Source organism: Candidatus Omnitrophota bacterium (assembly GCA_028699255.1).
GTDB lineage: Bacteria > Omnitrophota > Gorgyraeia > 2-01-FULL-45-10 > 2-01-FULL-45-10 > FEN-1322.
Genome location: JAQVUX010000001.1, coordinates 243,209 through 270,022 on the forward strand (window position 1 = coordinate 243,209; position 26,814 = coordinate 270,022).

General features: G+C 48.2%; 35 protein-coding genes. All 35 read right to left on the bottom strand.

The window, feature by feature from the left end:
- A complete protein-coding gene (locus PHS46_01295; GenBank protein MDD3905150.1) occupies positions 1–1,002 on the bottom strand; it encodes a DNA-directed RNA polymerase subunit alpha in 1,002 nt (333 codons plus the stop codon).
- A 35-nt stretch (positions 1,003–1,037) separates the two neighbouring features.
- Positions 1,038–1,664 (bottom strand): 30S ribosomal protein S4, encoded by a 627-nt coding sequence (gene rpsD, locus PHS46_01300; protein ID MDD3905151.1) that lies wholly within the window; start codon positions 1,662–1,664, stop codon positions 1,038–1,040.
- Entirely contained in the window at positions 1,664–2,062 is a 399-nt protein-coding gene (rpsK, locus tag PHS46_01305; protein ID MDD3905152.1) for a 30S ribosomal protein S11, read from the bottom strand. The genes rpsD and rpsK overlap by 1 nt, the downstream gene beginning before the upstream one ends.
- Positions 2,040–2,453: a 30S ribosomal protein S13 gene (gene rpsM, locus PHS46_01310; protein ID MDD3905153.1), complete on the bottom strand. Its 414-nt coding sequence runs from the start codon at positions 2,451–2,453 to the stop codon at positions 2,040–2,042. The genes rpsK and rpsM overlap by 23 nt, the downstream gene beginning before the upstream one ends.
- 14 nt (positions 2,454–2,467) lie before the next feature.
- Positions 2,468–2,581, bottom strand: coding sequence for a 50S ribosomal protein L36 (rpmJ, locus tag PHS46_01315; GenBank protein MDD3905154.1), 114 nt, complete (start codon positions 2,579–2,581; stop codon positions 2,468–2,470).
- Between the two features lie 2 nt (positions 2,582–2,583).
- Entirely contained in the window at positions 2,584–2,805 is a 222-nt protein-coding gene (gene infA / locus PHS46_01320) for a translation initiation factor IF-1 (protein ID MDD3905155.1), read from the bottom strand.
- A 3-nt stretch (positions 2,806–2,808) separates the two neighbouring features.
- Complete coding sequence (map, locus tag PHS46_01325; protein MDD3905156.1) at positions 2,809–3,552, bottom strand: type I methionyl aminopeptidase; 744 nt, start codon at positions 3,550–3,552, stop codon at positions 2,809–2,811.
- Positions 3,549–4,205: an adenylate kinase gene (locus tag PHS46_01330; protein MDD3905157.1), complete on the bottom strand. Its 657-nt coding sequence runs from the start codon at positions 4,203–4,205 to the stop codon at positions 3,549–3,551. Before PHS46_01330 ends, map begins: the two co-directional genes overlap by 4 nt.
- A gap of 18 nt (positions 4,206–4,223) precedes the next feature.
- Positions 4,224–5,573: a preprotein translocase subunit SecY gene (gene secY / locus PHS46_01335; protein MDD3905158.1), complete on the bottom strand. Its 1,350-nt coding sequence runs from the start codon at positions 5,571–5,573 to the stop codon at positions 4,224–4,226.
- A gap of 12 nt (positions 5,574–5,585) precedes the next feature.
- Positions 5,586–6,029, bottom strand: coding sequence for a 50S ribosomal protein L15 (rplO, locus tag PHS46_01340; protein ID MDD3905159.1), 444 nt, complete (start codon positions 6,027–6,029; stop codon positions 5,586–5,588).
- 4 nt (positions 6,030–6,033) lie between these two features.
- The gene (gene rpsE / locus PHS46_01345) at positions 6,034–6,672 is read right to left on the bottom strand and encodes a 30S ribosomal protein S5 (protein ID MDD3905160.1); all 639 of its coding nucleotides are present in this window, start codon (positions 6,670–6,672) and stop codon (positions 6,034–6,036) included.
- 63 nt (positions 6,673–6,735) lie between these two features.
- Positions 6,736–7,107 (bottom strand): 50S ribosomal protein L18, encoded by a 372-nt coding sequence (gene rplR, locus PHS46_01350; protein ID MDD3905161.1) that lies wholly within the window; start codon positions 7,105–7,107, stop codon positions 6,736–6,738.
- 3 nt (positions 7,108–7,110) lie between these two features.
- Positions 7,111–7,668 carry a 50S ribosomal protein L6 gene (rplF, locus tag PHS46_01355; GenBank protein MDD3905162.1) on the bottom strand — a complete coding sequence of 186 codons (558 nt, stop codon included), beginning with the start codon at positions 7,666–7,668 and terminating at the stop codon, positions 7,111–7,113.
- 18 nt (positions 7,669–7,686) lie between these two features.
- A complete protein-coding gene (rpsH, locus tag PHS46_01360) occupies positions 7,687–8,085 on the bottom strand; it encodes a 30S ribosomal protein S8 (GenBank protein ID MDD3905163.1) in 399 nt (132 codons plus the stop codon).
- Positions 8,086–8,132: 47 nt separating this feature from the next.
- A complete protein-coding gene (locus PHS46_01365) occupies positions 8,133–8,318 on the bottom strand; it encodes a type Z 30S ribosomal protein S14 (GenBank protein ID MDD3905164.1) in 186 nt (61 codons plus the stop codon).
- A gap of 19 nt (positions 8,319–8,337) precedes the next feature.
- Entirely contained in the window at positions 8,338–8,886 is a 549-nt protein-coding gene (gene rplE / locus PHS46_01370; protein ID MDD3905165.1) for a 50S ribosomal protein L5, read from the bottom strand.
- A 3-nt stretch (positions 8,887–8,889) separates the two neighbouring features.
- Positions 8,890–9,204 carry a 50S ribosomal protein L24 gene (rplX, locus tag PHS46_01375; GenBank protein MDD3905166.1) on the bottom strand — a complete coding sequence of 105 codons (315 nt, stop codon included), beginning with the start codon at positions 9,202–9,204 and terminating at the stop codon, positions 8,890–8,892.
- Positions 9,198–9,566, bottom strand: coding sequence for a 50S ribosomal protein L14 (gene rplN, locus PHS46_01380; GenBank protein MDD3905167.1), 369 nt, complete (start codon positions 9,564–9,566; stop codon positions 9,198–9,200). Before rplN ends, rplX begins: the two co-directional genes overlap by 7 nt.
- Before the next feature lie 15 nt (positions 9,567–9,581).
- Positions 9,582–9,905: a 30S ribosomal protein S17 gene (rpsQ, locus tag PHS46_01385; protein MDD3905168.1), complete on the bottom strand. Its 324-nt coding sequence runs from the start codon at positions 9,903–9,905 to the stop codon at positions 9,582–9,584.
- Complete coding sequence (gene rpmC, locus PHS46_01390; protein MDD3905169.1) at positions 9,895–10,092, bottom strand: 50S ribosomal protein L29; 198 nt, start codon at positions 10,090–10,092, stop codon at positions 9,895–9,897. Before rpmC ends, rpsQ begins: the two co-directional genes overlap by 11 nt.
- Entirely contained in the window at positions 10,092–10,508 is a 417-nt protein-coding gene (gene rplP, locus PHS46_01395) for a 50S ribosomal protein L16 (protein ID MDD3905170.1), read from the bottom strand. Before rplP ends, rpmC begins: the two co-directional genes overlap by 1 nt.
- Entirely contained in the window at positions 10,508–11,173 is a 666-nt protein-coding gene (rpsC, locus tag PHS46_01400) for a 30S ribosomal protein S3 (protein MDD3905171.1), read from the bottom strand. Before rpsC ends, rplP begins: the two co-directional genes overlap by 1 nt.
- Position 11,174: 1 nt before the next feature.
- Positions 11,175–11,642 (bottom strand): 50S ribosomal protein L22, encoded by a 468-nt coding sequence (rplV, locus tag PHS46_01405; GenBank protein ID MDD3905172.1) that lies wholly within the window; start codon positions 11,640–11,642, stop codon positions 11,175–11,177.
- A 19-nt stretch (positions 11,643–11,661) separates the two neighbouring features.
- Positions 11,662–11,946, bottom strand: a complete 285-nt coding sequence (gene rpsS / locus PHS46_01410) for a 30S ribosomal protein S19 (GenBank protein ID MDD3905173.1) — start codon at positions 11,944–11,946, stop codon at positions 11,662–11,664.
- A gap of 3 nt (positions 11,947–11,949) precedes the next feature.
- Positions 11,950–12,768, bottom strand: a complete 819-nt coding sequence (rplB, locus tag PHS46_01415) for a 50S ribosomal protein L2 (protein ID MDD3905174.1) — start codon at positions 12,766–12,768, stop codon at positions 11,950–11,952.
- A gap of 12 nt (positions 12,769–12,780) precedes the next feature.
- Positions 12,781–13,059 carry a 50S ribosomal protein L23 gene (gene rplW / locus PHS46_01420; protein MDD3905175.1) on the bottom strand — a complete coding sequence of 93 codons (279 nt, stop codon included), beginning with the start codon at positions 13,057–13,059 and terminating at the stop codon, positions 12,781–12,783.
- A gap of 1 nt (position 13,060) precedes the next feature.
- Positions 13,061–13,789, bottom strand: a complete 729-nt coding sequence (gene rplD, locus PHS46_01425) for a 50S ribosomal protein L4 (GenBank protein MDD3905176.1) — start codon at positions 13,787–13,789, stop codon at positions 13,061–13,063.
- Between the two features lie 19 nt (positions 13,790–13,808).
- Positions 13,809–14,507, bottom strand: a complete 699-nt coding sequence (gene rplC, locus PHS46_01430; protein MDD3905177.1) for a 50S ribosomal protein L3 — start codon at positions 14,505–14,507, stop codon at positions 13,809–13,811.
- A gap of 30 nt (positions 14,508–14,537) precedes the next feature.
- Positions 14,538–14,852, bottom strand: coding sequence for a 30S ribosomal protein S10 (gene rpsJ / locus PHS46_01435; GenBank protein MDD3905178.1), 315 nt, complete (start codon positions 14,850–14,852; stop codon positions 14,538–14,540).
- A 5-nt stretch (positions 14,853–14,857) separates the two neighbouring features.
- Positions 14,858–16,054 carry an elongation factor Tu gene (tuf, locus tag PHS46_01440; protein ID MDD3905179.1) on the bottom strand — a complete coding sequence of 399 codons (1,197 nt, stop codon included), beginning with the start codon at positions 16,052–16,054 and terminating at the stop codon, positions 14,858–14,860.
- Between the two features lie 19 nt (positions 16,055–16,073).
- Entirely contained in the window at positions 16,074–18,173 is a 2,100-nt protein-coding gene (gene fusA, locus PHS46_01445; protein ID MDD3905180.1) for an elongation factor G, read from the bottom strand.
- 33 nt (positions 18,174–18,206) lie between these two features.
- A complete protein-coding gene (rpsG, locus tag PHS46_01450; protein ID MDD3905181.1) occupies positions 18,207–18,674 on the bottom strand; it encodes a 30S ribosomal protein S7 in 468 nt (155 codons plus the stop codon).
- Positions 18,671–19,060 carry a 30S ribosomal protein S12 gene (rpsL, locus tag PHS46_01455; GenBank protein ID MDD3905182.1) on the bottom strand — a complete coding sequence of 130 codons (390 nt, stop codon included), beginning with the start codon at positions 19,058–19,060 and terminating at the stop codon, positions 18,671–18,673. Before rpsL ends, rpsG begins: the two co-directional genes overlap by 4 nt.
- 3 nt (positions 19,061–19,063) lie before the next feature.
- Positions 19,064–23,101: a DNA-directed RNA polymerase subunit beta' gene (rpoC, locus tag PHS46_01460; protein MDD3905183.1), complete on the bottom strand. Its 4,038-nt coding sequence runs from the start codon at positions 23,099–23,101 to the stop codon at positions 19,064–19,066.
- On the bottom strand, positions 23,098–26,811 hold the full coding sequence (rpoB, locus tag PHS46_01465) for a DNA-directed RNA polymerase subunit beta (protein MDD3905184.1): 3,714 nt from the start codon (positions 26,809–26,811) through the stop codon (positions 23,098–23,100). The genes rpoC and rpoB overlap by 4 nt, the downstream gene beginning before the upstream one ends.
- Positions 26,812–26,814: the final 3 nt, after the last annotated feature.

The window sequence follows — 26,814 nt, forward strand, 5'->3', positions numbered from 1 at the left end:
TTACTCCGACTCTTCCTTCTTTGATTTGGAGCCTTTCTCGTCGGACTTCATGCCGAGGGCGAGCCCCATACCAACAAGTATCTTATTGATCTCGGCAAGCGATTTCTTACCGAAATTCCTGTACTTTAACATCTCCAGTTCCGAACGCCTTACGAGATCACCGATCGTCTTTATCCTGGCTTCTCTTAAGCAATTGGAACTTCTGACCGAGAGCTCAAGCTCCGATATCGGTATCTTCAATTTATCGTTAAATTGCTTCTGTTCTTCCGTCTCCACCGGCGCCTCTTCCTCTTCAGGAAGTTTGCCAAACCCGACGAATATATCAAGGTGTCTTTGCAGGATGTTTGACGCGTAGAGCAACGCCTCTTTCGGCTCGATCGAACCGTTTGTCGTTATCTCAAGTATCACCTTATCGTAATCCGTTATCTGGCCGACCCTGGTATTCTCGACGAAGAAATTCACTTTTACGACCGGCGTAAATATTGAATCGACCGCTATTACCCCTATCGACTGTCCCTCTTTCTTATTCCTCTCGGCCGGTACATAACCTCTGCCCCTGGCCACTTCGAGCTCCATCTTAAAAGGAACGTTCTTCGTCAACGTGGCGATGTGAAGATCGGGGTTGACTATTTCAACCGTTTCATCGACCTTGATGTCTTTAGCTGTTATCTCGCCCTTCTTGTCCACATCGATCATCATAGGTTTTGGTATTTTGAAATGTGACTTTAGGATAAGCTTCTTTATATTCAATATTATCTGTGGAACATCTTCTACCACACCGTTTATAGCGGAAAACTCGTGATGTACTCCCGCGATCTTTATGCTCGTAACAGCCGTGCCTTCTATAGAAGATATCAAAACCCTCCTAAGGCTGTTGCCGATCGTTACACCGTAACCGCGCTCAAAAGGTTCGGCCACGAATTTGCCGTATGTCGGTGTATATGTCGATTCGTCAAGTACTAATTTTTTAGGCATCTCGAAATTCTTCATACTTATACCCATATCGCGCTCCTCCAGTATATGCTTACGCTATCGCGTTATTTCGAATACAACTCAACAATAAGCTGTTCCTGTATCGGGAAACCCACATCTTCTTTGGTAGGCATAGCCGTTATCTTGCATTTAAAATTCTTAGGGTCGATCTCTATCCACTTGGGGATAGTCCGCCCCTTCAGCGCCTCAAACGTCTCCGCCAACCGCTTTGCGGCAGGTTCTTTCATCTTTACTGAAACTTCCTGCCCCGCCTTGACAACATACGCGGGTATATCCACTCGCTTGCCGTTGACACGCGCCAGTCCATGCTGGACTATCTGTCGCGCTTCGGCTCTTGAGTTCGCTAAATTCATCCTAAAAATAACGTTGTCGAGCCTTCTTTCCAAAAGTTGTAAGAGAGTTATACCTGTTACACCTTTCGAGCGTTCCGCTATTCTGAAATAATGTTTGAACTGCCGCTCGAGAACACCGTAAATCCTTTTAACTTTCTGTTTTTCTCTCAGCTGAATGCCGTAGTTCGACTCTTTCTTTCTCGCCTGGCCGTGCTGGCCCGGAGCAAAGTCCCTGCGCGACAAAGCGCACTTCTCGCCGTTGCACCTGGAACCTTTCAGGAAGAGCTTTATGCCTTCCCGTCTGCAAAGCCTGCATGATGGGCCTGTATACCTCGCCATTACACTCTCCTTCGCTTCTCTGGGCGGCAACCGTTATGTGGTATCGGGGTAACATCCCTGATAGACCTTATGGTCAGCCCCGCCGCCTGTATGGACCTGATCGCCGATTCTCTGCCGGCGCCCGGACCTTTAACGTATACTTCAACCTCTTTAACTCCGCGTTCCGCGGCCTTACGCGCGGCGTTCTCTGCCGCTATACCCGCCGCGAACGGCGTAGATTTTTTCGAACCTTTAAAACCTGCGCTTCCCGTAGATGCCCACGTCAGCGTATTGCCTTCTTTATCAGTGATCGTCACAATAGTATTATTGAACGTGGCAAGTATGCGGGCTATGCCGCTGGTAACTACGCGTATCGCTTTTTTGGACTTTTTAGGTTTACTTTTTTTCTGCTGTTCCACTATCTTTCACGGTCCTTTCTGCCTTTTGCCTTATTACGCCCACCGTCTTCCTCGGGCCTTTTCTCGTTCTGGCATTGGTCTTGGTTCTCTGCCCTCTAACGGGCAAGCCGCGCCTGTGCCTCAAACCTCTATAACTACCGACATCGATGAGCCTTTTTATATTCGCCGATATATCGCGTCTCAGATCACCCTCAACCCTATAATCCTTCTGTATGACGGATGAAAGGCGCGCTATCTCTTCTTCTGTAAGATCCTTCGCGCGCTTATCGGGATTGATATTCGCTATCTTGAGTATCTTGTTCGAAAGCGGCCGACCTATCCCATATATATAAGTCAGGGATATTTCCACCCTCTTTTCCTTCGGTATGTCTACACCAACTAATCTCGGCACTTAAAACCTCCTGGTCATCCCTGTCTCTGTTTATGTTTCGGATTGGCGCATATTATCATAAGCGTGCCCTTGCGGCGCACAACCTTACACTTCGGGCAAATCTTTCGTATACTTGAACGTACTTTCATATTTATTTCTCTCTCCGGGTTATCCTTCCCCTGGAAAGGTCATAGGGGGACAACTCCAATGTTACCGTGTCGCCGGGCAGTATCCGTATAAAATTCATTCTCATCTTGCCCGATACGTGAGCGAGCACTTTATGACCGTTGGGGAGTTCCACCCTAAACATCGCATTGGGTAGCGTCTCCAACACCTTTCCTTCAACGACTATCGCTTCTTCTTTTGGGCTCATATTCTATTCCGTCAGGATCTGCGGGCCGTCTTTCGTTATCGCAACCGTATGTTCAAAATGGGCCGAAAGTTTCCTGTCTTTTGTTACTATAGACCATCCGTCGTCGAGCGATTCGACCTCAAATGAACCGGCATTGACCATGGGCTCTATCGCCAACACCATCCCCGGTTCAAGCACCGGACCCATCCCCGGTTTGCCGAAATTCGGCACCTCGGGATCTTCATGGACGTTCGTCCCTATTCCGTGCCCGACAAGAGCGCGCACTACGCTGAAACCATTCGTCTCCACAAACTGCTGTATTGCGCAGGACATATCGGTCAGATGAACACCTGCCCGGGCCTTCTCGATTCCTATATAAAGAGCTTTCTTTGTTACATCTATAAGCTTACGGGCCGTATCGCTTATCTTGCCGACACCAACCGTTATCGCGGCGTCCGCACAATAGTCCCTGAATCTTACGCCTATATCTATCGAAATTATATCGCCGATACGCAACTGCCTATCCGACGGTATACCATGTACTACGGTTTCATTTATCGAAGCACAAATATTGTTCGGGAACCCGTTGTAACCCTTAAATACCGGATAACCGTTACGCTTCAATATCTCATCGCGCGCTATCGCATCGAGTTCTTCGGTGCTAACACCGGCTTTAGCCGCGGCGCCGACCTTCTCTAAAGTCTTTGCCAGTATCGCGCCCGCTTTTTTTATCTCTGCAATCTCGTCTTTAGACCTTAAGACGATCATGCAAGCTTGGCCTCGGCGAATATCTGCGCGAGAACTTTAAACAGCTCGCGCACTCCCAGGTCGCCCGACACCTTCTTCAGTATGCCTTGCTTCGTATAGTAATCGACGAGCGGCTTAGTCTGCTCTTCGTAAACCTTCAGTCTGTTCAAAACGGTCGCCTCATTATCATCCGGCCTCTGATAAAGCTGGGCGCCGCACTTATCGCATACGTTCGCTACCTTTGGAGGCATATTCTTTACGTGATAATTAAAACCGCAGGACTTGCATACCCTGCGCCCCGTAAGGCGCTCTATCGCGACGGCCGACGATGTTTGAAAATATACGACCATGTCAACACCGGACTTTATAGCCTTCAGCGCTTCGTCGAGACCTATAGCCTGCTTTACCGTTCTTGGAAATCCGTCGAGAATAAAACCTTTTTTCGTGTCCGGGTTCTTCAGTCTTTCAGCGACTATACCGATAACTACTTCGTCAGGAACAAGTTCGCCCTTATCCATAAAAGACTTAGCCTTCAAACCCAGCGGCAAACCCGCTTTTACAGATTCCCTCAATATGTCGCCGGTGGAAATGTGCGGCACGCTGTAGCTTTTTGCCAGCTCAACGCTCTGTGTACCTTTTCCCGCTCCCGGAGGCCCTAATAATATAAGCTTCAAAAATATCTCCTTAAACCTTTATGATACCCTTGCCTTCAAACGCCCCTTCTTCATAAACCCTTCGTAATGACGCATTAAAAGGTGCGACTCTATCTGCTTCATCGTATCGAGCATGACTCCTACGATGATAAGAAGACCCGTACCGCCGAAGAAACTGGCCACAAGATACGGTATCTTGAGCCATCCCGATATTATACTCGGAAATACTGCGATCAACGCTAAGAATATCGCTCCCGGGAACGTGATACGCGTCATTATAAAATCTAGATATTCTGCGGTCTGCCGCCCTGGCCTTATTCCGGGAACAAAACCGCCGTATTTTTTCATATTGTCCGATATATCTATCGGATTGAATGTTATCGCCGTGTAAAAATAAGCGAAGAACATTATCAAAAGAGCATATATCGAATTGTAAAGCCATTCTCCTCTTGTCAGCGCCTGCGCAAAACTCTGAAATCCCTGGTGTGGTATAAAACCTGCTATTGTCGCAGGGAACAAAATTATACTCTGCGCAAATATGATAGGGATAACACCTGCCTGGTTTACCCGAAGAGGCAGGAATGTTGATTGCCCTCCGTAAACTTTTCTGCCCACAACTCGCTTTGCATACTGGACAGGTATCTTCCGCTGTCCCTGAGTCACGACTATAACCGCTACTACGACCGCCACGAGCATCACAATCATCAGGATAAGCGTAAATGGATCGAGCTGTGCCTTCTCAGGAGCGAACGGCGAAAACAAGGCCCACAACTGGTATAGCGCCGTAGGTATTCTGGAAATGATACCGGCTGTGATGATGAGCGACATACCGTTACCAATGCCGTACTCCTGTATCTGCTCGCCCAGCCACATGATGAATGCAGTACCGCTGGTAAGAGTGATAACTGTCAATATCTGGAAGCCCCATCCCGGTATCGGAACTACACCAGGTATCTGCGTGCGGGACAGGTTCTCGATCCAAAGAGCTATGAAATACGACTGTATTACCGATAGTACGATAGTACCGTATCTGGTATACTGCACTATCTTCTTGTGCCCGGCCTCGCCTTCCTTTGCCAGCTTCTCAAGGGCAGGAATTACCGCCGTGAGCAGTTGTATAATAATGGAGGCTGATATATACGGCATGATCCCGAGGGCAAATATCGTCATTCGCGATATAGCGCCGCCGGAGAACATATTCATTATGCCAAAGAGTGCGCCGCCCGATTGCTGGGCCAGGTGCGCAAAATACGCCGCGAGTTTACCGCCGTCGATGCCAGGAGTAGGTATATATGTGCCTATCCTGTAAACAGCTATCAGGGCGAGAGTGAAGAATATCTTCTTCCTCAGGTCCGGTATCTTTACGATATTCGCAAATGCCTGCAACATATTTTATAGCCGTTATTTTATATATTCAAGCTTTGAGCCGGACGCCTCAAGAGCCTTTACCGCGCTCTTCGAAAACTTATGCGCCTTAACGGTAAGCGCCTTCATGGCCTTCCCCGTGCCAAGTATCTTGATCTGTTCATTCAGACTGCCTATAAGGCCAGCCTTTTTAAACTCTACGGGCCCCACGATGGCTTTATCGGCAAACCTGTTGAGCGATTCTATATTTATAACCTGGTATCCATTTTTAAATAGCGCGTTAAAACCGCGTTTCGGTATGCGCCTTATCAGGGGCATCTGCCCACCTTCGAATCCCGGCCTCGTCGTCCTGCCGGAACGTTTCAGTGCGCCCTTCCTGCCGCGGCAGGCATTCTTACCATGGCCCGAACCACAACCACGACCGCGCCGTTTCATCTTCCTGTTCGCGCCTTTCGGCATCGTTATATCGGATATCTTCACTGAATTATTCCTCGCCTTTATATATCTTCCGTTCCAAACGTAGCTGTTTTAATCCTTCGATAGCCGCCTTGAGCACATTCATGGCGGAATCAGATCCAAGGCTTTTCGTGAGAATGTCTTTTATGCCCCCCGCTTCACAAATCGCCCTAACCGCGCCGCCGGCAATTACCCCAGTACCTTCAACTGCGGGTTTCAGAAGAACTCTCGCCGCCTTATAGTGGCCTATAATTTCGTGAGGTATTGAAGTGCCTTTGAGTGGTATTCTGAAAAAATTCTTCTTCGCGTCGTTCAGCCCTTTCCTGATCGCATCCGCGACTTCATTGCCCTTACCGAAACCGAGGCCTACATTACCCTTACCGTCACCCGCCACTACAAGCGCGTTGAAGGAAAATCTCCGGCCGCCCTTCACTACCTTGGCAACCCTTTTTATGGTAACAACTTTCTCTATTAAACCGTCCTCGTCCTTGGAACGCCCCTGCTGACCACGCCCCTGTCCGCGCCCTTGCGGCCGTCCGCCGCGTCCCTGCCCCCCCGGCCTTCTGGATCGCGTCTGAACAGCCCCTGGAGCCGTTGGTGCTACCGCGGCTACCGGTTGTCCGCTCTTCGCATCCGCTGTCGGCAATGATGCAGGTGGAGGTGTCACATTTTTTTCTTTATTGTCGTTCGTAGGGTTTTGCAATTTCGTGAACTCCTATTTATTTTGCGATTAAAATTTCAATCCGCCTTTACGTAAGCTCTCAGCAAGAGCTTTAACTTTACCGTGATAGGCATAACCGGACCTGTCAAACACGATCTTTTCTATGCCTTTAGTCTTGCACACTCCCGCGAGTGCCTCACCGAGAAGTATAGTACCTTTAAGATTGCCCGCATCTTTCTTTATCTTATCCTTGAGTATCGGCGAATTGGTCGCAAGTGACGCGAGTGTATGACCATTCATATCGTCAATCAGCTGGACGTACATATTCCCCAAGCTCCTGTATACGCTAAGCCGCGGCTTATCTTTCGTTCCGGAAATCTTTTTCCGGATTATCTTGTGCCTCTTTTCCCGACCTTCGAGTTTTATCCATTTTTTTATCATATTTTACGCTCCGCCCGCGCCGGCACCGGCAACCGCTTTACCGGCTTTCCGCCTGACGTGTTCTCCGACATATTTTATACCTTTGCCCTTATAGGGTTCCGGCCTGTAGAAATCCCTTATCTCCGCCGCCGCTTCCCCGACCTTCGCCTTATCGATACCTTTCACGGTAATGAGATTCGGCTTCGGTGTCTCGATTGTGATGCCTTCGGGTATGTTGTAATTTATCGGATGCGAATAACTGAGCTGGATGTTCAGGATTTTGCCCTGGACAGCCGCTTTGAAACCAACACCCGTTATCTCGAGATCCTTCTTGTATCCATTAACAACACCTAAGATCATATTATTGACGAGACTGCGAATAAGTCCATGCGTCGCCTTATTCTGCTTTGAATCCGAAGGTCTTGTTACGACAACGGTATTGTCCTTAACCTCAACCTTGAATGCCGGATTAAAAACATAACTGAGTTTCCCTTTCGGCCCTTCAATATTTATCGTGTTGGCGCTTACAACGACCTTAACGCCTCCAAGTATAGCAACCGGCTTTTTACCAATACGTGACATATTATTCTCCGCTTCCGCTTACCAAGTGTAGCAGATAACTTCGCCGCCCAATTTACTCTCGCGCGCTTCATTATCCGTCATCAGGCCTTTTGAGGTAGATATTATAGCGACGCCCAACCCGCCATATACCTTCGGCAATTCATCAGCTTGTTTATATATCCGCAACCCCGGCTTAGATATGCGCTTTATGCCGATCATCGCCGGAGATCCTTCTTTGCCATATTTCAAATATACCCGCAGGATACCCTGTTTTGTATCCTTTATGAGCTTATAATTGTCAATAAAATGCTCTTTCTTCAGTATCTTTAGTATCTCTTCGAGAAGCCCGGAACCTTTGATCTCGGCTGTCTCTTTTTTTGCAAAGCTCGCGTTCCTCAGTATCGTTAACGCGTCGGCTATCGGATCTGTAACTGACATTTTTACCCTCTTTTTAGTTTTCCTGTAACGACCAACTATGAATTAACCTACCAGCTGGCTTTCACAACGCCGGGGATCTCGCCTCTTAACGCAAGTTCCCTGAAACATATTCTGCAAAGCTGGAACCTCCGCAGGAAACCCCGCGGACGACCGCATAGTTTGCAACGGTTGTATTTCCGTACTTTAAATTTCGGCTTTCGCGACGCTTTTACTATTAACGATGTCTTCGCCATTATCTCTTTCTTTCGCTTGTTATTTCTTCGTGAACGGCATACCGATAAGACGCAGTAACTCGAACGCCTCTTTAGCGGTTTTTGCCGTGGTACATATAATAATGTCCATACCGTGAACTTTTGTCACTTTATCTACATCGACCTCAGGGAATATCAACTGTTCGTTCAACCCGAAAGCGTAATTGCCGCCCCTGTCAAACGAATCGGTTGAAAGCCCGCGGAAGTCCCTTATCCTCGGTATCGCAACCGAGATCATCCTGTCTAAAAATTCATACATTCTGGAGCGCCTCAGCGTTACCTTACAACCTACTGCGGAGCCTTTACGTATCTTAAAACTGGCTATAGCCTTCTTGGCTCTTGTAGTAACAGGCCTCTGTCCCGTGATCATAGCTATCTCGTCCTGCGCCGCTTCCAGGAGCTTAACATCCTGTACTGCTTCGCCGAGCCCGATATTTATCACTATCTTGGACAACTGCGGAACTTCCATCATGTTCTTATACCCGAAAAGCTTCATCATTTCGGGCGCAATCTCTTTTTTGTACTTCTCCTGCAATCTTGGCGTTGTCATCTTTTAAATAACCTCTTTGCATCTTTTACAGTACCGCGACTTCGTACCATCGGCCAGGATATGCACCCCCGTATTGGCCGGTTTATTACACGTCTTGCACATAAGCGCTAAATTGGACAGCTGTATCGGGCTCTCCTTCTGGACGATCCCGCCCTGCTGATCCTGCTTCGTCTTCCTCATATGCTTCTTGACGTAGTTTATACCTTCGACAAAAGCCTTGCCATCATTGACATTGACGCGAAAGACCTTACCCGTCTTGCCCTTATCCTTGCCTCTTAACACATAAACCATGTCGTTCTTTTTTATCTTGTTCACAATACCTCCGGTGCCAGGGATATTATTTTCATGAAATTCTTATCACGCAGTTCTCTGGCTACGGGACCGAATATCCTGGTTCCCCGCGGGTTCATCTGGTCATCGATTATAACAACCGCATTCCTGTCGAACCTAAGTTTTGTCCCGTCAGGTCTGGCTATCGAGAACGCGGTGCGGACTATGACGCCTTTAACAACCTCGTGATCCTTTACGATACCATCCGGCGCCGCTTCTTTGATGTTGCAGGTTATGATATCACCTATATCGGCATGCCGCCTGTTCTGTCTGCCCAGCACGCCTATCATGGAAGCGCGCCTGGCTCCTGTATTATCAGCAACATCTAAAATCGAACGCATTCGTATCATGTTCTACTCTTCCGTTTAAACCTGGTTATTGTTGACTTGACTATCGGCTACCGTTTTTATCTCGGCCTCTTTTTCACCCGACGCCTTTTTAACCACCTCTACGAGCCGCCATCTCTTAGTTTTAGAGATCGGCCTCGTCTCCTGTATCCTTACTATATCGCCCGTCTTGGCAACATTTTTCTCGTCGTGCGCTTTGAACTTGGTCGACTTCTTTACATTCTTATTATAAACAGGATGGCGCATTACTCTGTCTACCTGGACTGTTATGGTCTTATCCATCTTATCGCTGACCACAACACCCATCCTCTCCTTACGGTTAGCCCTGGAGTTACTTTGCATTTGCCTTCTCCCTTATAACAGTCTCGCACCTTGCGATATCTTTCCTGGTCTCATTTATTTTGTGCGGCTTCTCGATCCTGCCCGCCCTAGCCTCGGTCCGAAGATTAAAAAGCTCCTTCTTCAGGCCCTCTATCTTGAGCTTTATCTCATTAGCTGTCATATTTCTTAATTCGTTCGTCTTTAACATTAGTGTGCCGCCCTCGTAATGAACTTCGTCCTGAACGGTATCTTGTGCGCCGCTATCCTCATGCAATCCCTAGCCACTTCAAACGGCACGCCGTCCATCTCGAATAATATCTTCCCCTTCTTTATTACGGCAACCCAGTGATCCGGCATGCCTTTACCTTTACCCATCCTGGTTTCGGCCGGCTTTTTAGTGATCGGCTTATCCGGGAATACCCTTATCCAAACTTTACCGCCGCCTTTTAAGCTTCTCATTATACCGACACGGGCCGCCTCGATCTGCCTATCCGAAAAGTACGCGTTTTCGAGCGCTTTCAGACCAAATTCACCGAAAGCTATTTTTGCGCCGCGGTATGAAGTGCCGAACCGTCTTCCGCGTTGCGATTTTCTGAATTTAACCCTCTTTGGCATCAAACCCATTACTTCTTCTCCTCCACAGGTTCCTCTTTAACTTTATCGAGGACCTTGTCGCCTTTATATATCCATGTCTTGACACCGATCAATCCGTATGTAGTCTGCGCTTCTGCAAAACCATAATCGACATCCGCCCTCAGAGTTTGCGCAGGTATAGATCCTACACGATAACTCTCCCGTCTGGCTATTTCAGCGCCTCCGAGCCTGCCCGAACATATTATCTTCACACCCTTGGCGCCATTATCCAGCGCGCTCTGAACAGCCTTTTTCATGGCCCTCTTGTGCGGTATTCGTTTTTCCAACTGGAACGCTATATTTTCCGCCACAAGCTGTGCGTCGACATTCGCGTTCTTTATATCTTTAATGTCTATGATCACCTCTCTGCCGGTGATAGAATGGAGCTCTTCTTTAAGCTTCTCGATCTCGGACCCGCGACGGCCTATGATTATACCGGGACGAGCCGAAAATATCAATACTCTGACCTTATCACTAGAACGCTCAACCTCAATTTTGGAAACCGCGGCAGTGGCAAGCGCCTTCTTGATAAACTTGCGGATCTTTACATCCTCAAGCAACATCTTTGGGAATTCGTTCTTTTTGGCGAACCAGCGTGATTTCCAATCGTAGATATACCCGACTCTGAAGCCGTATGGATGAACTTTTTGCCCCATATTATTCCTTACCCTTTACCTTTTTACTTTTTGGATGTACTTTTTCGATTTTGCTTTTTGCTTTATTTTCTACCGTGCCATGCGAGTGTTTTACTTCCGCCTTATGCGCATGAGCAGTTTCCGCGTTATCGGCCTTAGGCATAAGGTCGAGCTCGACGGTAATGTGACTTGTGCGCTTCTTTATCATACCGGCCCTGCCCATCGAAGCCGCTCTAAAACGCTTGAGCATCGGCCCACCGTTGGCAATAAGGTTGGATATGTAAAGCTGTGAAACATCGACACCCTGCTTCCGCTTTGCGTTGCTGATAGCGGAATTTATAAGATCGATGGCATATTTCGACGCACCTTTTTTGACACCTGTCAATATCGCGATGGCGTCTTCCGCCCTTTTACCTTTGACAAGAGGTATTATAAGCCGGAACTTCCTCGGCGTTATTCTTATATATCTTAAGACTGCTCTCGTAACCATCTCTTCCCCTCTATCTATTCTACGTTTTGTCCATTGATATTTCGGTGGCCGCACCGTGTTTCTTAAATGTCCTGGTGGGCGAGAACTCGCCGACCTTGTGGCCTACCATATTTTCCGTAACATATACCGGCAGGAACTTTCTTCCGTTGTAGACGGAGAGCGTGAGCCCGACAAATTCCGGAGTGATCGTAGATCTACGCGCCCATGTCTTTATCGGTTTTTTATCGCCCGCTTTTACGGCCTTCTGCACCTTCATAAGGAGCTTCTCGTCGATAAACGGCCCCTTTTTAGTTGACCTCGACATCCGTTATTTTCTCCTCTTGAGTATGTATTTATCCGAATGCTTCGCTTTGCGCGTCTTTAATCCCTTTGCGTACTGCCCCCACGGTGATCGTGGCAATCCGCCGGACGCTTTACCTTCGCCGCCACCCATCGGGTGGTCGTGCGGGTTCTTCGCGACACCTCGGGAGTATGGCCTCAAACCCATCCATCTCGACCGGCCCGCCTTACCTATAGATATGGTTTCATGCTCGATATTTCCGACCTGCCCTATCGTAGCCATACACGCAAGATCGATCATGCGTATTTCACCACTGGGTAGCTTTATCTGGGCGTAACCGCCTTCTTTCGCCATGATAAGGCACGAGTTGCCGGCAGACCTGCATATCGTAGCTCCGGCACCCTTCTTCATTTCGACATTGTGTATCGGTATACCGGCCGGTATATTTAAAAGTGTGGTAGTATTGCCGGTCTTTATTTCGGCGGTTGCGCTCGAAATAACCGTATCATTCACACTTAAGCCTATCGGCGCGATTATATATCTCTTCTCACCGTCGGTATATTCCACAAGGGCCAATCTCGCCGAGCGGTTCGGGTCGTACTCTATTCCTATGACCTTACCCGGAACATCGAGCTTGTTGCGCTTAAAATCTATAATCCTTAACATCCTTTTATGGCCGCCTCCGCGATGGCGCGACGTTATGCGCCCGCGATTATTCCTGCCGCCGGATTTTTTCAACGCCATAAGGAGATTCTTCTCCGGGGTCGACTTCGTCAACTCCTCGAAGTCCGATATCGCGGCGTGCCTTAAACCCGGTGATGTTGGCCTGAATTTTTTTATTCCCATTTCATCCTCTTCTTAAGTTACGTCTATTTTGTTGCCGTCTTTAAGAGTAACTATCGCTTTTTTCCAATCCGGCGTCTTGCCTATCGTATAACGAACACGTTTTGATTTGCCTCGCATCATAACGGTGTTAACGCCGTCCACTTTTACTTTATATATGTCCGCTATAGCCTTTTTTATCTCTATTTTATTGGAATGTTTATCGACCCAGAAAAGATATTTATTTAGAGGCATAAGATTGGCCCCTTTTTCCGTCCTGATCATTCCTTTTACTATATCGTGAGGGTCTTTCATCTTAGACCTTAAGCCTTTCCGGTAATTTTTGCAAAGCCGCCTTCGATATCACCATATTGTCACACTTAAGAACGTCGATCGTATTAAAATCCCTGTAGTTCTTTACGGAGACTTCCTGCAGGTTCCCGGAAGCCGTTCTTACCTTACTATCAATGTTGTCGAGGACAAAGAGGCTTTTGCCTTTCAATTTAAGAGCACCCAGAATGGCTTTGAACTTTTTCGTCTTAGCCTCGGTTATGTCCACAGAGCTTATACCCATAACCTTCTCGTCATTCAGTTTTGAATTGATGCTTGAAAGAAAAGCCAGCCTTTTAACCTTCTTGGGAAGTTCGCGGTGAAAATCCCGGGTATGAGGCCCAAATATCGTACCACCATGCCGCCATAACGGCGAACGCGTAGAACCTGCCCTCGCCCGGCCTGTACCCTTCTGCCGGAACGGCTTCTTGCCGCCGCCGGATACGTCACCGCGCGTCTTAGTGGAGGCATTACCCTGGCGCTGGTTCGCGTTATACATGATCACGGCTTGATAGAGCACCTCTTTATTGACCCTGCCGTCAAAAACTTCTTTATCGAGACTCAGGCGTTCGATCTCTTTACCATTCTGATCATACATAGGTATCGAAAAACCATCAGCCGCATTTTTCTTGGGCTTTTCAGTCTTCGCCTTTTCAATCGTTGCCTTTATCTGCCTGGCTTTCGCTTTTCTTGGATTTTCTTTGTTCGTTTTCATATTTCCCTTAAAGTTCGCCTTATTTCTTCATCGCAGTCTTGACGCTTTTCTTCGTCGAGGCCTGCACGGCTTTACGTTTTACGAAACCTTTTGGACGTTTCCTGGCTTCCTTAACAATAAGGAAACTATTCTTGTGTCCCGGAACGCTTCCTCTGACCAATATCAGATTGTTTGCCTTATCGACATCTATTACTTCCAGGTTCTGAATGGTAATCCTGTCTACTCCCATATGGCCTGGAAGATGATGTCCTTTTGTTACTCGCCCTAAACGCGCGCCGGATTGGATAGAGCCAACTGCACGATGAAACATAGAACCGTGACCGTCATCTCCACCTGCCCAACCCCACCGCTTGACACCGCCCTGAAATCCTTTTCCTATCGAGGTACCGGTTACATCCACATAATCGCCTTTGGCGAAAAGATCTGCTTCGATCTTCTGTCCGGGCTTATAAATGGTCGCGTCGACTACTCTCAACTCTTTCACGAACCTTGCAGGAGTAACGCCCGCTTTTTTAAAAGTACCCTTTTCAGGACTATTCACGAGCTTATCGCGTCGTGTACCAAAACCTATCTGTATAGCACTGTATCCATCGGTCTCTTTAGTCTTAACCTGTACCACATGGCACGGGCCAGCCTCTATGAGCGTTACCGGCACTATCTTCCCGGCCTCATTATATATGTTCGTCATTCCCAGCTTTTTACCCAATATTCCTAGCATATCCATCTCTCGTTTGTGCGTTTTTTACGCTTATTTGATCTCAACATAAACACCGGCGGGCAGATCCAGCTTCTTGAGCGCATCGATCGTCTTCGACGTCGGTCCAACTATATCCAAAATGCGCTTATGCGTCTTTATCTGGAACTGTTCGCGCGACTTCTTATCGACGTGCGGCGATCTCAATACCGTAAAGATCTCGCGCTTTGTCGGAAGAGGTACGGGGCCGGCAATACTGGCTCCCGTGCGTTTTGCCGTTTCGACTATCTCCTGGGCCGAAAGGTCCAGAAGCCTGTGGTCGTAGGCGATCAATTTAATCCGTATTTTTTGAGGTGCTTGCTGTGCCATTTTCTCTACTCTATCACTTCGGTTACAACCCCGGCGCCTACTGTGTGGCCGCCTTCGCGTATGGCGAAGCGCAGTTCCTTTTCCATGGCTATCGGGGTTATGAGCACTACTTCGAACTGGACGTTGTCGCCGGGCATTACCATCTCAACATCTTTCGGGAGGGTAACTACGCCGGTAACGTCGGTAGTTCTGAAGTAGAACTGCGGTCTGTATCCATTAAAGAACGGCGTATGACGGCCGCCTTCTTCTTTACTTAATATATACACTTCTGCTTTGAACTTCGTGTGAGGCGTGATCGAACCGGGCTTGGCGAGTACCTGGCCGCGCTCAAGATCGGTCTTTTCAATGCCCCTTAAGAGAACGCCTATGTTGTCGCCGGCCTGTCCTGAATCGAGGAGCTTTCTGAACATCTCGACGCCTGTTACAACGCTCTTCTTGGTCGGCTTTATACCTACTATCTCTATCTCCTCGCCTACCTTTATGATACCGCGTTCGACCCTGCCTGTTCCTACTGTGCCGCGGCCTGTGATGGAGAATACGTCTTCTATGGGCATAAGGAACGGCTTATCGATGTCGCGTTTAGGTTCGGGGATGAATGTATCGCACGCTTCCATAAGATCCATGATAGGCTTTACCGCATCCGCGTTATCGGCCTGGGTCATAGCCTTAAGGGCGCTTCCTCTTATTACAGGGGTCTTGTCCCCGGGGAAGTTATACTTGGTCAGAAGCTCTCTTACTTCGAGTTCGACTAAGTCTACGAGTTCTTTGTCTTCTACTAAGTCTACTTTATTGAGAAATACCACTATTGAAGGAACGTTGACCTGACGGGCCAAGAGGATGTGCTCTCTTGTCTGAGGCATCGGGCCGTCTACAGCGGATACTACGAGGATAGCTCCGTCCATCTGGGCGGCGCCTGTGATCATGTTCTTAATGTAGTCGGCGTGGCCCGGGCAGTCGATGTGCGCGTAATGGCGCTTCTCTGTTTCGTATTCGACGTGCGCGACCGCTATCGTTACGGTCTTGGTTTCGTCACGGACGGTACCGCCTTTGGCGATATCGGCGTAGCTTTTAACCGTGGCCTTGCCCTTCTTCGCGAGAGTAGCAAGTATAGCCGCCGTAAGAGTAGTCTTGCCGTGGTCGATGTGGCCGATGGTGCCTATATTGACGTGCGGCTTGCTCCTTACAAAATTTTCCTTTGCCATAATAAATCCTCCGTTTATACTATCTGGTTTTTCTGATGCTTTGCCTACCGCTCAACTCAACTACTTTTTCCGATATATTTTTCGGGACTTCCTGATAAAAGGAAGGCTCCATAGTATACGAAGCGCGGCCTTGTGTCAAGCTTCTCAATGTAGTGGCGTAACCGAACATTTCGCTTAAAGGCGCAAAACCTTTTATGACTTTGAGCCCCGGCCTGTCGTTTATAGCTTCGATCTTCACTCGGCGCGAACTAAGATCGCCGATAACCTCGCCCATGTAATTCTCCGGCGTCGTTACTTCGAGATTCATTATAGGTTCGAGCAATACCGAGCCGCCGTTTTTAAGCGCATCGTTCAACGCGATCGACGCCGCCATCTGGAACGCTATATCCGACGAGTCAACTTCATGGAACGAACCGTCGATCAACTTCACGTCAATGTCGGTCACAGGATATCCTGCGAGAAAACCATTCCGGGAAGAATCCATGACACCCTCTTTTACGGATGGTATATATTCTCGAGGAATCGAGCCGCCTATTATCTTCGACTCAAAAAGCACGCCCGATCCTTTAGCCGCCGGCGCAACATCCATTACAACGTGACCGTACTGACCCCTGCCGCCCGACTGCTGAATAAATTTACCGACAGCCCTGGTTTGGCGCGTTATCGTTTCTTTGTAGGCAACCTGCGGCTTGTCAACATTCGCCGCGACATTGAATTCCCTGAACATCCTGTCTACGATGATCTCGAGATGGAGCTCACCCATACCGCTTATAATAGTCTGTCCGGTTTCTTTGTTGTAATTGATTTTGAAAGTCGGATCTTCTTCGGCAAGTTTATGCATCGCGTTACCAAGCCGCTCCTGATCCGCTTTTGTTTTGGGCTCAATGGCCATGGATATAACCGGTTCGGGGAAATGCATCGTCTCAAGAACTATAGGCGCCGCCTCATCACAAATCGTATCGCCTGTAACGGTATCTTTTAATCCTACGAGCGCCACGATATCTCCTGCCAGTGCTTTTTCCACTATCTCCTGTTTATTTGCATGCATTCGCAATATCTTGCCTATGCGCTCTTCTTTATTTTTATTTGAATTCATAATATGGTCGCCGGCTTTCAGCTGACCGGAATAAACCCTCATATACGCCAACTTCCCAACGAACGGATCCGTCTTAATCTTGAAAACTAATCCGCAAAACTTCTCGGTATCGGACGCTTCGCGTACAATATCCTCATTGGTATCAGGATTTACACCGTCTACCGGAGGTATATCGAGCGGGGATGGCAGATAATCCGTTATGGCGTCGAGAAGCGGTTGTATGCCTTTGTTCTTCGCTGAAGCCCCGCACAGAACCGGTATAATCAAACCGGCAATAGTGGCCCGCCTCACGGCATCGCGGATCTCATTAGGATATATACCCTTTTCATGTATATACCTATCCATAACAACCTCATCCACCTCGCCAAGTTTCTCTATGAGATCGTGCCGATACTGGCTGGCGAGCTTTTTAAGCTCCTCGGGTATTTCCGTAATCTCAAAACCTGAATCCTTCTCGCTTCCTTTATATATAAGAGCCTTCATTTCAATAAGGTCTACCAACCCCTGATAATTACCTTCTGCTCCTATCGGTATCTGTACCGGAATAGGGTTAGCGGCTAATCTTTCGCGCATATCGTCGAGGACTTTGAAAAAGTTTGCGCCGGTTCTGTCCATCTTATTTATGAACGCGATACGCGGAACATGGTACTTGTCTGCCTGACGCCACACGGTCTCCGACTGCGGTTGAACCCCGCCGACCGCACACAATACTATAACGGCGCCATCTAGAACTTTTAGTGAGCGCTCTACCTCTACCGTAAAGTCAACGTGGCCGGGCGTATCGATAATATTTATATCTTTGTCTTTCCACTTACAGGCCGTGGCCGCACTCGTAATTGTAATGCCGCGCTCCTGCTCCTGGACCATCCAATCCATAACGGCGGTACCTTCGTCAACGGTGCCAATTTTATAAAGCTTGCCCGTGAAGAAAAGTATGCGCTCGGTCGTCGTCGTCTTGCCGGCGTCTATATGCGCAATGATACCGATATTCCGTAGTTTTGCCATTCGTTCATTTATAGCCATAATAATTATATTAAAACTTTCCTCTCGTACTTTTTACCATCTGTAATGTGCGAACGCTTTATTGGCCTCTGCCATCTTATGAGTATCGTCACGTTTCTTTACAGCCGACCCTTCACCTTTATACGCGTCCAGTAATTCGTCCGACAGCTTTATTTCCATCGGCTTTCCCTTCTTAGTCCTGGCAAAATTCCTGATCCATCTCATGGCTATGGAAACTCCGCGCTCCGGCCTGACCTCTATCGGCACCTGGTACGTCGCGCCGCCTATCCTTCTCGGTTTGATCTCGAGAAGCGGCCTGGCATTATCCATGGCCTTCTGGAATACTTCCATGGCCGGCTTGCCGGTCTTCTCCGCCATAATATCAAAACACTTATATACGATGCGTTCAGCTACCGCCTTCTTGCCTTCTTTCATAACAACGTTGATAAACCTGGAAACGGTAACGTTCTTATACTTTGGATCAGGTACTACAGTTCTTTTTAGGGCTCTACGTCTTCTCATTTGGCCACCGCTTTTCCCTTAGGCTTCTTAGCGCCATATTTGGATCTTGATTTTTTCCTGTCAACCACACCGGCCGTATCAAGCACTCCTCTTACTATGTGATACCGTACCCCAGGAAGGTCTTTTACCCTGCCACCCCTTACAAGTACGATCGAGTGCTCCTGCAGGTTGTGCCCGACTCCCGGGATATACGACGTAACTTCAATGGCATTTGTAAGACGAACCCTCGCGACTTTTCTCAAGGCGGAGTTTGGCTTCTTAGGTGTCTGCGTCTTTACCTGCAGGCAGACGCCCCTTCTCTGCGGGCAACTCTTCAGCGCAGGAGACTTGCTCCTGTTGCTGAATTTCTCTCTACCCAATCTTATCAACTGGCTGATTGTCGGCATAATTTATACGGCTTCCTTTTCTTTCGTTTCTTCTTTTACTTCTTCTTTTGCTGTCTCTTTCTTAGTATCATCAAAGACATGCTTTACTATTGAAATATTTCTGTGCGCACCAAATCCGGTTCCCGCCGGTATGAGGTGGCCCATTATAATATTTTCCTTAAGCCCGCGTAATCCGTCAGTCTTACCGCTCGCCGCGGCTTCCGTTAAAACCCTCGTCGTCTCCTGGAAGCTTGCCGCCGAGATAAAACTTTCCGTGTTAAGAGATGCTTTCGTGATACCGAGAAGTATAGGCGTCGCATTAGCCGCCTTACCCTTCTTCTTCGTTACGCGCTTGTTCTCCTCCAGGAAAATGGTCTTGTCGACCTGCTGACCGAGAAGAAACGACGTATCGCCCGGATCCTCAACCTTCATCTTACGCAACATCTGTCGGACTATTACTTCGATATGTTTATCGTTTATGTTAACACCCTGCAACCTGTATACTTCCTGCACTTCGTTAACAAGATATTCCTGAAGCTTTTTATCGCCTGATACTGCGAGTATGTCTTGAAGAACCACCGGCCCATCAACAAGTTGCTGACCGGCCAATACTTTGTCACCTTTATAAAAATTGAGGTGCTTACCGTGCGGTATCACATACTCCTTCTTCATGCCGGTCGAGGATTTAACTATTACCCGTTTCTGTCCTTTTTTCGACTCGCCGAACTCCACAATACCGTCGATCTCGCTTATGATCGCGGGATCTTTCGGACGCCTTGCCTCAAAAAGCTCAGCTACACGCGGCAAGCCGCCTGTGATATCTTTCGTTTTGGTGAATACGCGCGGCGTCTTCGCAAGAACATCGCCAGCCGAAACTTCCTTGCCATCTGCCACAACTATGTGCGCACCAGCCGGTATAGGATATATAGCGGCAACCTCGCCGCCTTTACCCAATATGATTATCTGTGGATGGTAATCGCCCTTATGCTCTACGATAACCCTGTTCTTCAGCTTGGTCGCGGGGTCAATCTCTTCCTTCATGGTAACGCCTTCTTTGATATCTTCAAATTTAACGTTACCCGAAACGTCGGTAAGAATAGGCACCGTATACGGATCCCACTTTACGAAGATCGTCCCGACATCCACCATCTTGCCCTCATCCGCACGTATCATTGCGCCCTGGGGAATAGTGTGCCGCTCGAGCTCACGACCCTGCGGATCGTTTATGCTCAACTGCCCGTTCCTGTTAAGAACTACGAGTTCACCGTCTTTTTTGGTCGCGACTACTTTTAAATTATGATATTTAACAGCGCCTTTATTTTTGGATTCAATATAGGACTGCTCGACGATCCTGGACGCGGTACCACCGATATGGAACGTTCTCATCGTAAGCTGTGTTCCGGGCTCACCTATCGACTGAGCCGCGATTATGCCGACCGCTTCACCAAGTTCGACCATACGGTTGGTAGCAAGATTACGGCCGTAGCACTTGGCGCAACATCCGTGCTTAGCTTCGCAAGTCAATACGCTACGTATCCTTATCTTCTCGATGCCGGCCTCTTCTATCTGTCTGGCTTTTTCTTCCGTGATCTCGGTGCCGGCTTCAACTATGACCGTATCGGTTATAATATCTACTACGTTATCAAGCGCAACCCTGCCTACGATACGCTCGGATAACTTTACCACAACTTCGTCACCCTCGATGATCGCGCTTATCAGAATGCCATTCAATGTATTGCAATCATCTATACTGACGATAACATCCTGCGCAACATCAACGAGCCTCCTGGTCAGATAGCCGGAATCCGCTGTCTTGAGCGCTGTGTCGGCCAATCCTTTACGAGCTCCGTGAGTCGAGATGAAATATTCGAGCACCGTCAACCCTTCGCGGAAATTCGCCGTAATAGGCGTCTCTATGATCTCGCCGGAAGGTTTTGCCATAAGACCTCTCATGCCCGCCAACTGTCTTATCTGCAACTTGGAACCGCGCGCGCCAGAATCGGCCATCATGAATATTGGATTGAACGAATCTAATTCTTTGAATATCAGATCGGAAACGTCGTCGGTGGTGTGTGTCCAGAGGTCAATTATCTTATTATAACGCTCTCTGTCGGTTATTAAACCACGCTTGTATTGCTCTTCGACGTGTTTGACGTCCGCGGTCGTACGCTGTATATATTCTTTCTTCTCTATGGGTATCTTAAGGTCGTCGATCGATATGGAAAGACCCGCCTTCGTCGCCTCTTCGAATCCCGCGCGTTTCAACTGATCGAGAAGCTTCACAACGCTCAAATGCCCCTTGATCTTGTAACATTTGTATATAGTCTTACCAAGCTTCGACTTACTCATCGTTTCGTTGACATATCCGATACCGGCAGGAAGCAGTTGATTGAAGAAAACCCTGCCCACAGTCGTCTCGATCAAAGTGGAGTCGATAAGAACTTTTATTTTTGCATGCAAATCAACTTCACCGTCTTCATAAGCTATACGCACTTCCTCGGGCGAACTAAAAGATTTCCCCTCACCCTTGGCGCCGGGCTTTTCTTTGGTCATATAGTAGCAACCCAATACGATATCTTGCGTTGGACTGGTGATCGGCCTTCCGTCGGCTGGTGAGAATATGTTATTCGTGGACAGCATCAGCAGTTTGCACTCTGTCTGCGCCTCGACCGAAAGAGGCACGTGAACCGCCATCTGGTCGCCGTCGAAATCTGCGTTGAACGCGGTACATACGAGCGGATGTATTCGTATAGCATTTCCTTCTATCAATATCGGCTGGAACGCCTGGATGCCGAGTCTGTGGAGTGTCGGCGCTCTGTTCAGCATTACCGGATGGTCTTTGATAACATCATCAAGGATATCCCACACCTCGAGCTTCGCCTTCTCGACCATCTTTTTTGCGCTCTTTATCGTATGAACAAAACCTTTTTCTTTCAGCTTCTTTATTATAAAGGGCTCAAAAAGCTCCAGAGCCATTTTCTTGGGTAATCCGCATTCGTTTAATTTAAGCTCCGGCCCTACTACTATAACACTTCTGCCGGAATAATCGACACGCTTGCCGAGAAGGTTCTGTCTGAAACGGCCCTGCTTGCCCTTTAACATATCACTCAAAGATTTAAGCGGTCTGTTGCCGGGGCCAAGAACCGCCTTGCCGTGTCTGCCGTTATCGAATAACGCGTCGACGGCTTCTTGCAACATTCTCTTCTCGTTGCGTACAATGATCTCGGGCGCTTTCAACTCTATAAGCTTCTTTAGACGGTTGTTCCTGTTAATTACACGTCTGTAGAGGTCGTTCAGATCGCTTGTCGCGAACCTGCCGCCATCGAGCGGTACGAGCGGACGCAGATCTGGCGGTATAACCGGTAGTATATCGAGAATCATCCACTCGGGCCTGTTGCCCGAAAGCTTCAGAGCGTCAATAAGGCGCATTATCTTGACCGACCGCTTCTGTGTGTTATCCGTCTTTGAATCTTTTATTTCGCGTTTCGTTTTAGCGGCAAGCTTATCGAGGTCTATCTCTTTTAAAAGTTCACGTATCGCTTCGCCGCCCATCTTCGCGGTAAATTTCTGGCCGAACTTATCTTTATACTCCTTATATCTCTCTTCCGATAGAAGCTCCATCTTCTTAAGCGGCGTATCGCCCGGATCGACAACGATGTACTCTTCGTAGTAAAGCACTTTTTCAAGCTCTCTTGAAGTAAGGCCAATGAGGATGCCTATCCTCGAAGGCATAACCTTAAAAAACCATACGTGCGATACCGGACAGGCAAGTTCAATATGACCCATGCGCTCGCGCCTTACGCTGGAACGCGTAACTTCGACGCCGCAACGGTCACAAACGATACCCTTGTGCTTTATGCGTTTGTATTTACCGCAATTGCACTCATAATCCTTGGTCGGCCCAAATATGCGTTCGCAGAAAAGACCGTCTTTTTCGGGCTTAAGTGTCCGGTAGTTGATAGTCTCCGGCTTCTTCACTTCACCTTTAGACCATGACCTTATGATCTGCGGCGACGCTATTTTGATCGTTATCGCGTTAAATAAAACGCTGTCTTCTATCATATCTGGCTATCCTTATCCTCTACGGGCTTTTTTTCCAGCTTTATCTCGAGACCGAGAGATTGCAATTCCTTAACCAAAACGTTGAACGATTCCGGGGTTCCTGTCTGAAGCTTGTTGTCACCTTTAACTATAGCCTCATATATCTTCGTCCTGCCAACCACGTCATCAGACTTTACCGTCAATAGCTCCTGCAGAGTATATGCCGCGCCGTAGGCTTCGAGGGCCCACACTTCCATTTCGCCGAACCTCTGTCCGCCGAACTGCGCTTTGCCGCCGAGCGGTTGCTGAGTTACTAACGAATACGGCCCGATCGAGCGAGCGTGTATCTTGTCATCGACTAAGTGCGCGAGTTTCAGCATATATATGTAGCCAACGGTTACCTTCTGATCAAACGGCTTTCCTGTAAACCCGTCGTAAACAGTCACTTTCCCTTCAGGGGGTATCAGGGCCTTCTGCATCTCACTCTTTATTTCCGCCTCAGTTGCGCCGTCAAAAACCGGACTTGAAACTTTAAATCCCAGGATCTTCGCGGCCCAACCCAGATGCGTCTCAAGTATCTGCCCTACGTTCATACGGCTTGGTACGCCAAGCGGATTTAAAACTATCTCCACCGGGGTGCCATCGGCCAGGAACGGCATATCCTCTTCCGGAAGTATTTTTGCCACAACTCCCTTGTTACCATGGCGTCCGGCCATCTTATCACCAACGGATATCTTCTTCTTGCTGGCAACATAAACCTTTACTTTTTTCAATACGCCGGGCGGTAGCTCATCGCCGCGTTTTACCCTGTCTATTTCACGCTCCAGTTCGAAAGTCAATTCCTCGATCTGGCTGTCGAGAAGACGCGTAACCCTGGCTATCTCCTGTTCCGCGTCGGGGTTATTAAGCTTTATGGTCTCAAGGTCGCCCTTTTCGACTATCCGCTTAAGATCTTTCACTCTGACGGTCCTACCCTGTGAGATAAGCGCACGGCCCGACTCCTGGTCGAGTATGCCGGCCGCAAGCTTCTGCCCCGTAAGCAGGTTGTGTAGCTTTTTGTATTTTTCTTCTTTAACTTTTTCTATCTGAGCGCCGAAGGTCTCTTCGAGCACTTTAATTTCTTTATTCTCGACGTTTCTTTCTTCCTTTGTCTTTGATCTGGCATCTCTTCTGGAGAATATCCGCACATCGACCACGATACCGTCGACGCCGGGTGACGCTATAAGGGATGAATCCCTGACATCTCCGGCCTTCTCGCCGAATATCGCCCTCAAAAGTTTCTCTTCAGGCGAAAGCTCGGTTTCGGATTTTGGCGTAACCTTACCCACCAGGATATCTCCAGGCTCAACCTCTGCGCCTATCCGTATTATCCCGCTTTCATCAAGATTGCGTAACGCTTCATCGCCTACGTTCGGAATATCCCTGGTGATCTCTTCATTTCCGAGCCGGGTATCACGCGCTTCGATTTCGAATTCCTCTATATGAACCGAGGTATATTTGTCCTCGGCAACTAATTTCTCGCTCAACAGTATAGCGTCTTCGAAGTTGTAGCCTCTCCACGGCATAAATGCGACCAGAACGTTCTTGCCGAGAGCAAGCTCGCCGTTATCGGTTGCCGGGCCGTCCGCTATGACATCGCCCTCTTTTACCTTGTCACCCAGCGCCACGATCGGCCTCTGATTCACGCAGGTATTAGCGTTCGATCTCTCGAATTTACTCAGTCTATAATTTTTTCCGCTTATGGTTATCTCGCTCGCGTCTACCGCGGTAACAGTGCCCGAATCCTTCGCCACTATGACAGCTCCGGAATCTTTAGCGGCGCGATACTCGATACCCGTACCGATAAGAGGAGACTCGGTATAGAGTAATGGAACGGCCTGGCGTTGCATGTTCGAGCCCATCAATGCGCGGTTAGCGTCGTCGTGTTCGAGGAATGGTATAAGACATGCGGCGACGCTTACAAGCTGTCTCGGAGAAACATCCATGTACTGGACATTTTTCGGTTCGGTTTGTATAAAATCGTCTTTGAACCTGCAGAAAACCTTATCCTCGACATAATGGCCTTTATCGTCTATCTTTGCGTTGGCCTGCGCGATAATATACAAGTCTTCGATATCGGCCGATAGGTAATCGATCTTATCGGTAACCCTGCCGTTTTCGACCTTGCGATACGGCGTTTCGATAAAACCGTATTTATTTATCTTGGCGTAAGTGCTAAGGGACGCGATAAGTCCTATGTTCGGACCTTCGGGTGTTTCGATCGGACATACACGGCCGTAGTGGGAATAATGAACGTCACGCACTTCAAATCCGGCGCGTTCTCTATTGAGACCGCCAGGCCCTAAAGCGCTCATGCGCCGCTTGTGGGTTAATTCAGCAAGCGGGTTCGTCTGATCCATGAACTGCGAAAGTTGGCTTCTGCCAAAGAAATCGCGCACCACACCCGAAATGAGCTTCGAGTTCACAAGGTTATGGGGCATTACATTCGACAGGTCATATATATTCATTCTCTCCCGGCAGGAACGGTCGACCCTGGCAAGGCCTATTCTTATTTGATTCAAAAGCAACTCACCCACACAGCGCACGCGCCTGTTACCTAAATGGTCTATATCATCGGTTGCGCCCTTCCCGCTCTTCACATCGATCAGCTTCAAAACTACTTTTACAAGCGTCTGCGGGGTGATCAGCCTCTCCTCCAGAGAAACATTCATATCGAGCTTGCGGTTCAGCATATAGCGCCCTACGTCGCCCAGATCATACCTCTTATTATCAAAGAAAAGCCGGGTAACTAAATTAAGCGCGGATTCCGGTGTCGGGGGATCGCCCGGCCTCAGTTTCCTATATATATCAAGGTATGCATCTTCTTTATTTCGCGTGTGGTCTTTTTTGAGAGTATTTATGATCTCGGGGATGACAACCTTTATAGTAGTAACCTTACGTATCGTCGATGCCCATATCTTATCCGCCAATTCCTTCGTTATAACGTCAAACTTGGACGCTATTAAGACGTTCGTCTCTTTCTCCGTAAGATCGCATGCGAGCGTCTCACCGATGAGCTTCTCTAACTGAGCCGACCTGGAAATTTCATTCACCTCGATACCGCCAAACGCCTTCAATATATCTTCATCGCTGGAATAACCGAATGCCCTTAAGAATACCGTGGCCAGGAATTTTCGCTTCCTGTCTACATAAACGTAAAGGATATCGTTTATATCGAATTCGAATTCTACCCACGCGCCCCTGTAAGGGATAATACGCGCCGAGAAGATGTTCTTACCGGACGGGTGTGGCTCGGATTCGAAAGATATGCCGGGGGATCGGTGAAGCTGGCTTACAACTACGCGCTCATCGCCATTAACTATAAACGTGCCGGTATCCGTCATAAGCGGGATATCGCCTAAATAGACTTCCTGCTCCTTGGTCTCTTTTTTAGATTTCAGCCTCATCATTATCCGCAACGCGCCCGCAAAACTCATACCACGCTTCTTACATTCAGGTATGATATATTTCGGCTTACCGATAGTATAACTCAGATAGTCGAGCTTATACTCGCCATCCGCAGTCTCTATCGGGAATACCTCTCTGAACGCGGACTCCAACCCCTCCTTCTTACGTTTGGACTTTGGAACGTCCATCTGCAAAAAATCAAAGTACGAATCGAGTTGGATCTCGAGCATATTGGGAAGCTTATAGCACTCTTCCAGCTTTGCGTAGCTTTTTCTTTTTATCATATC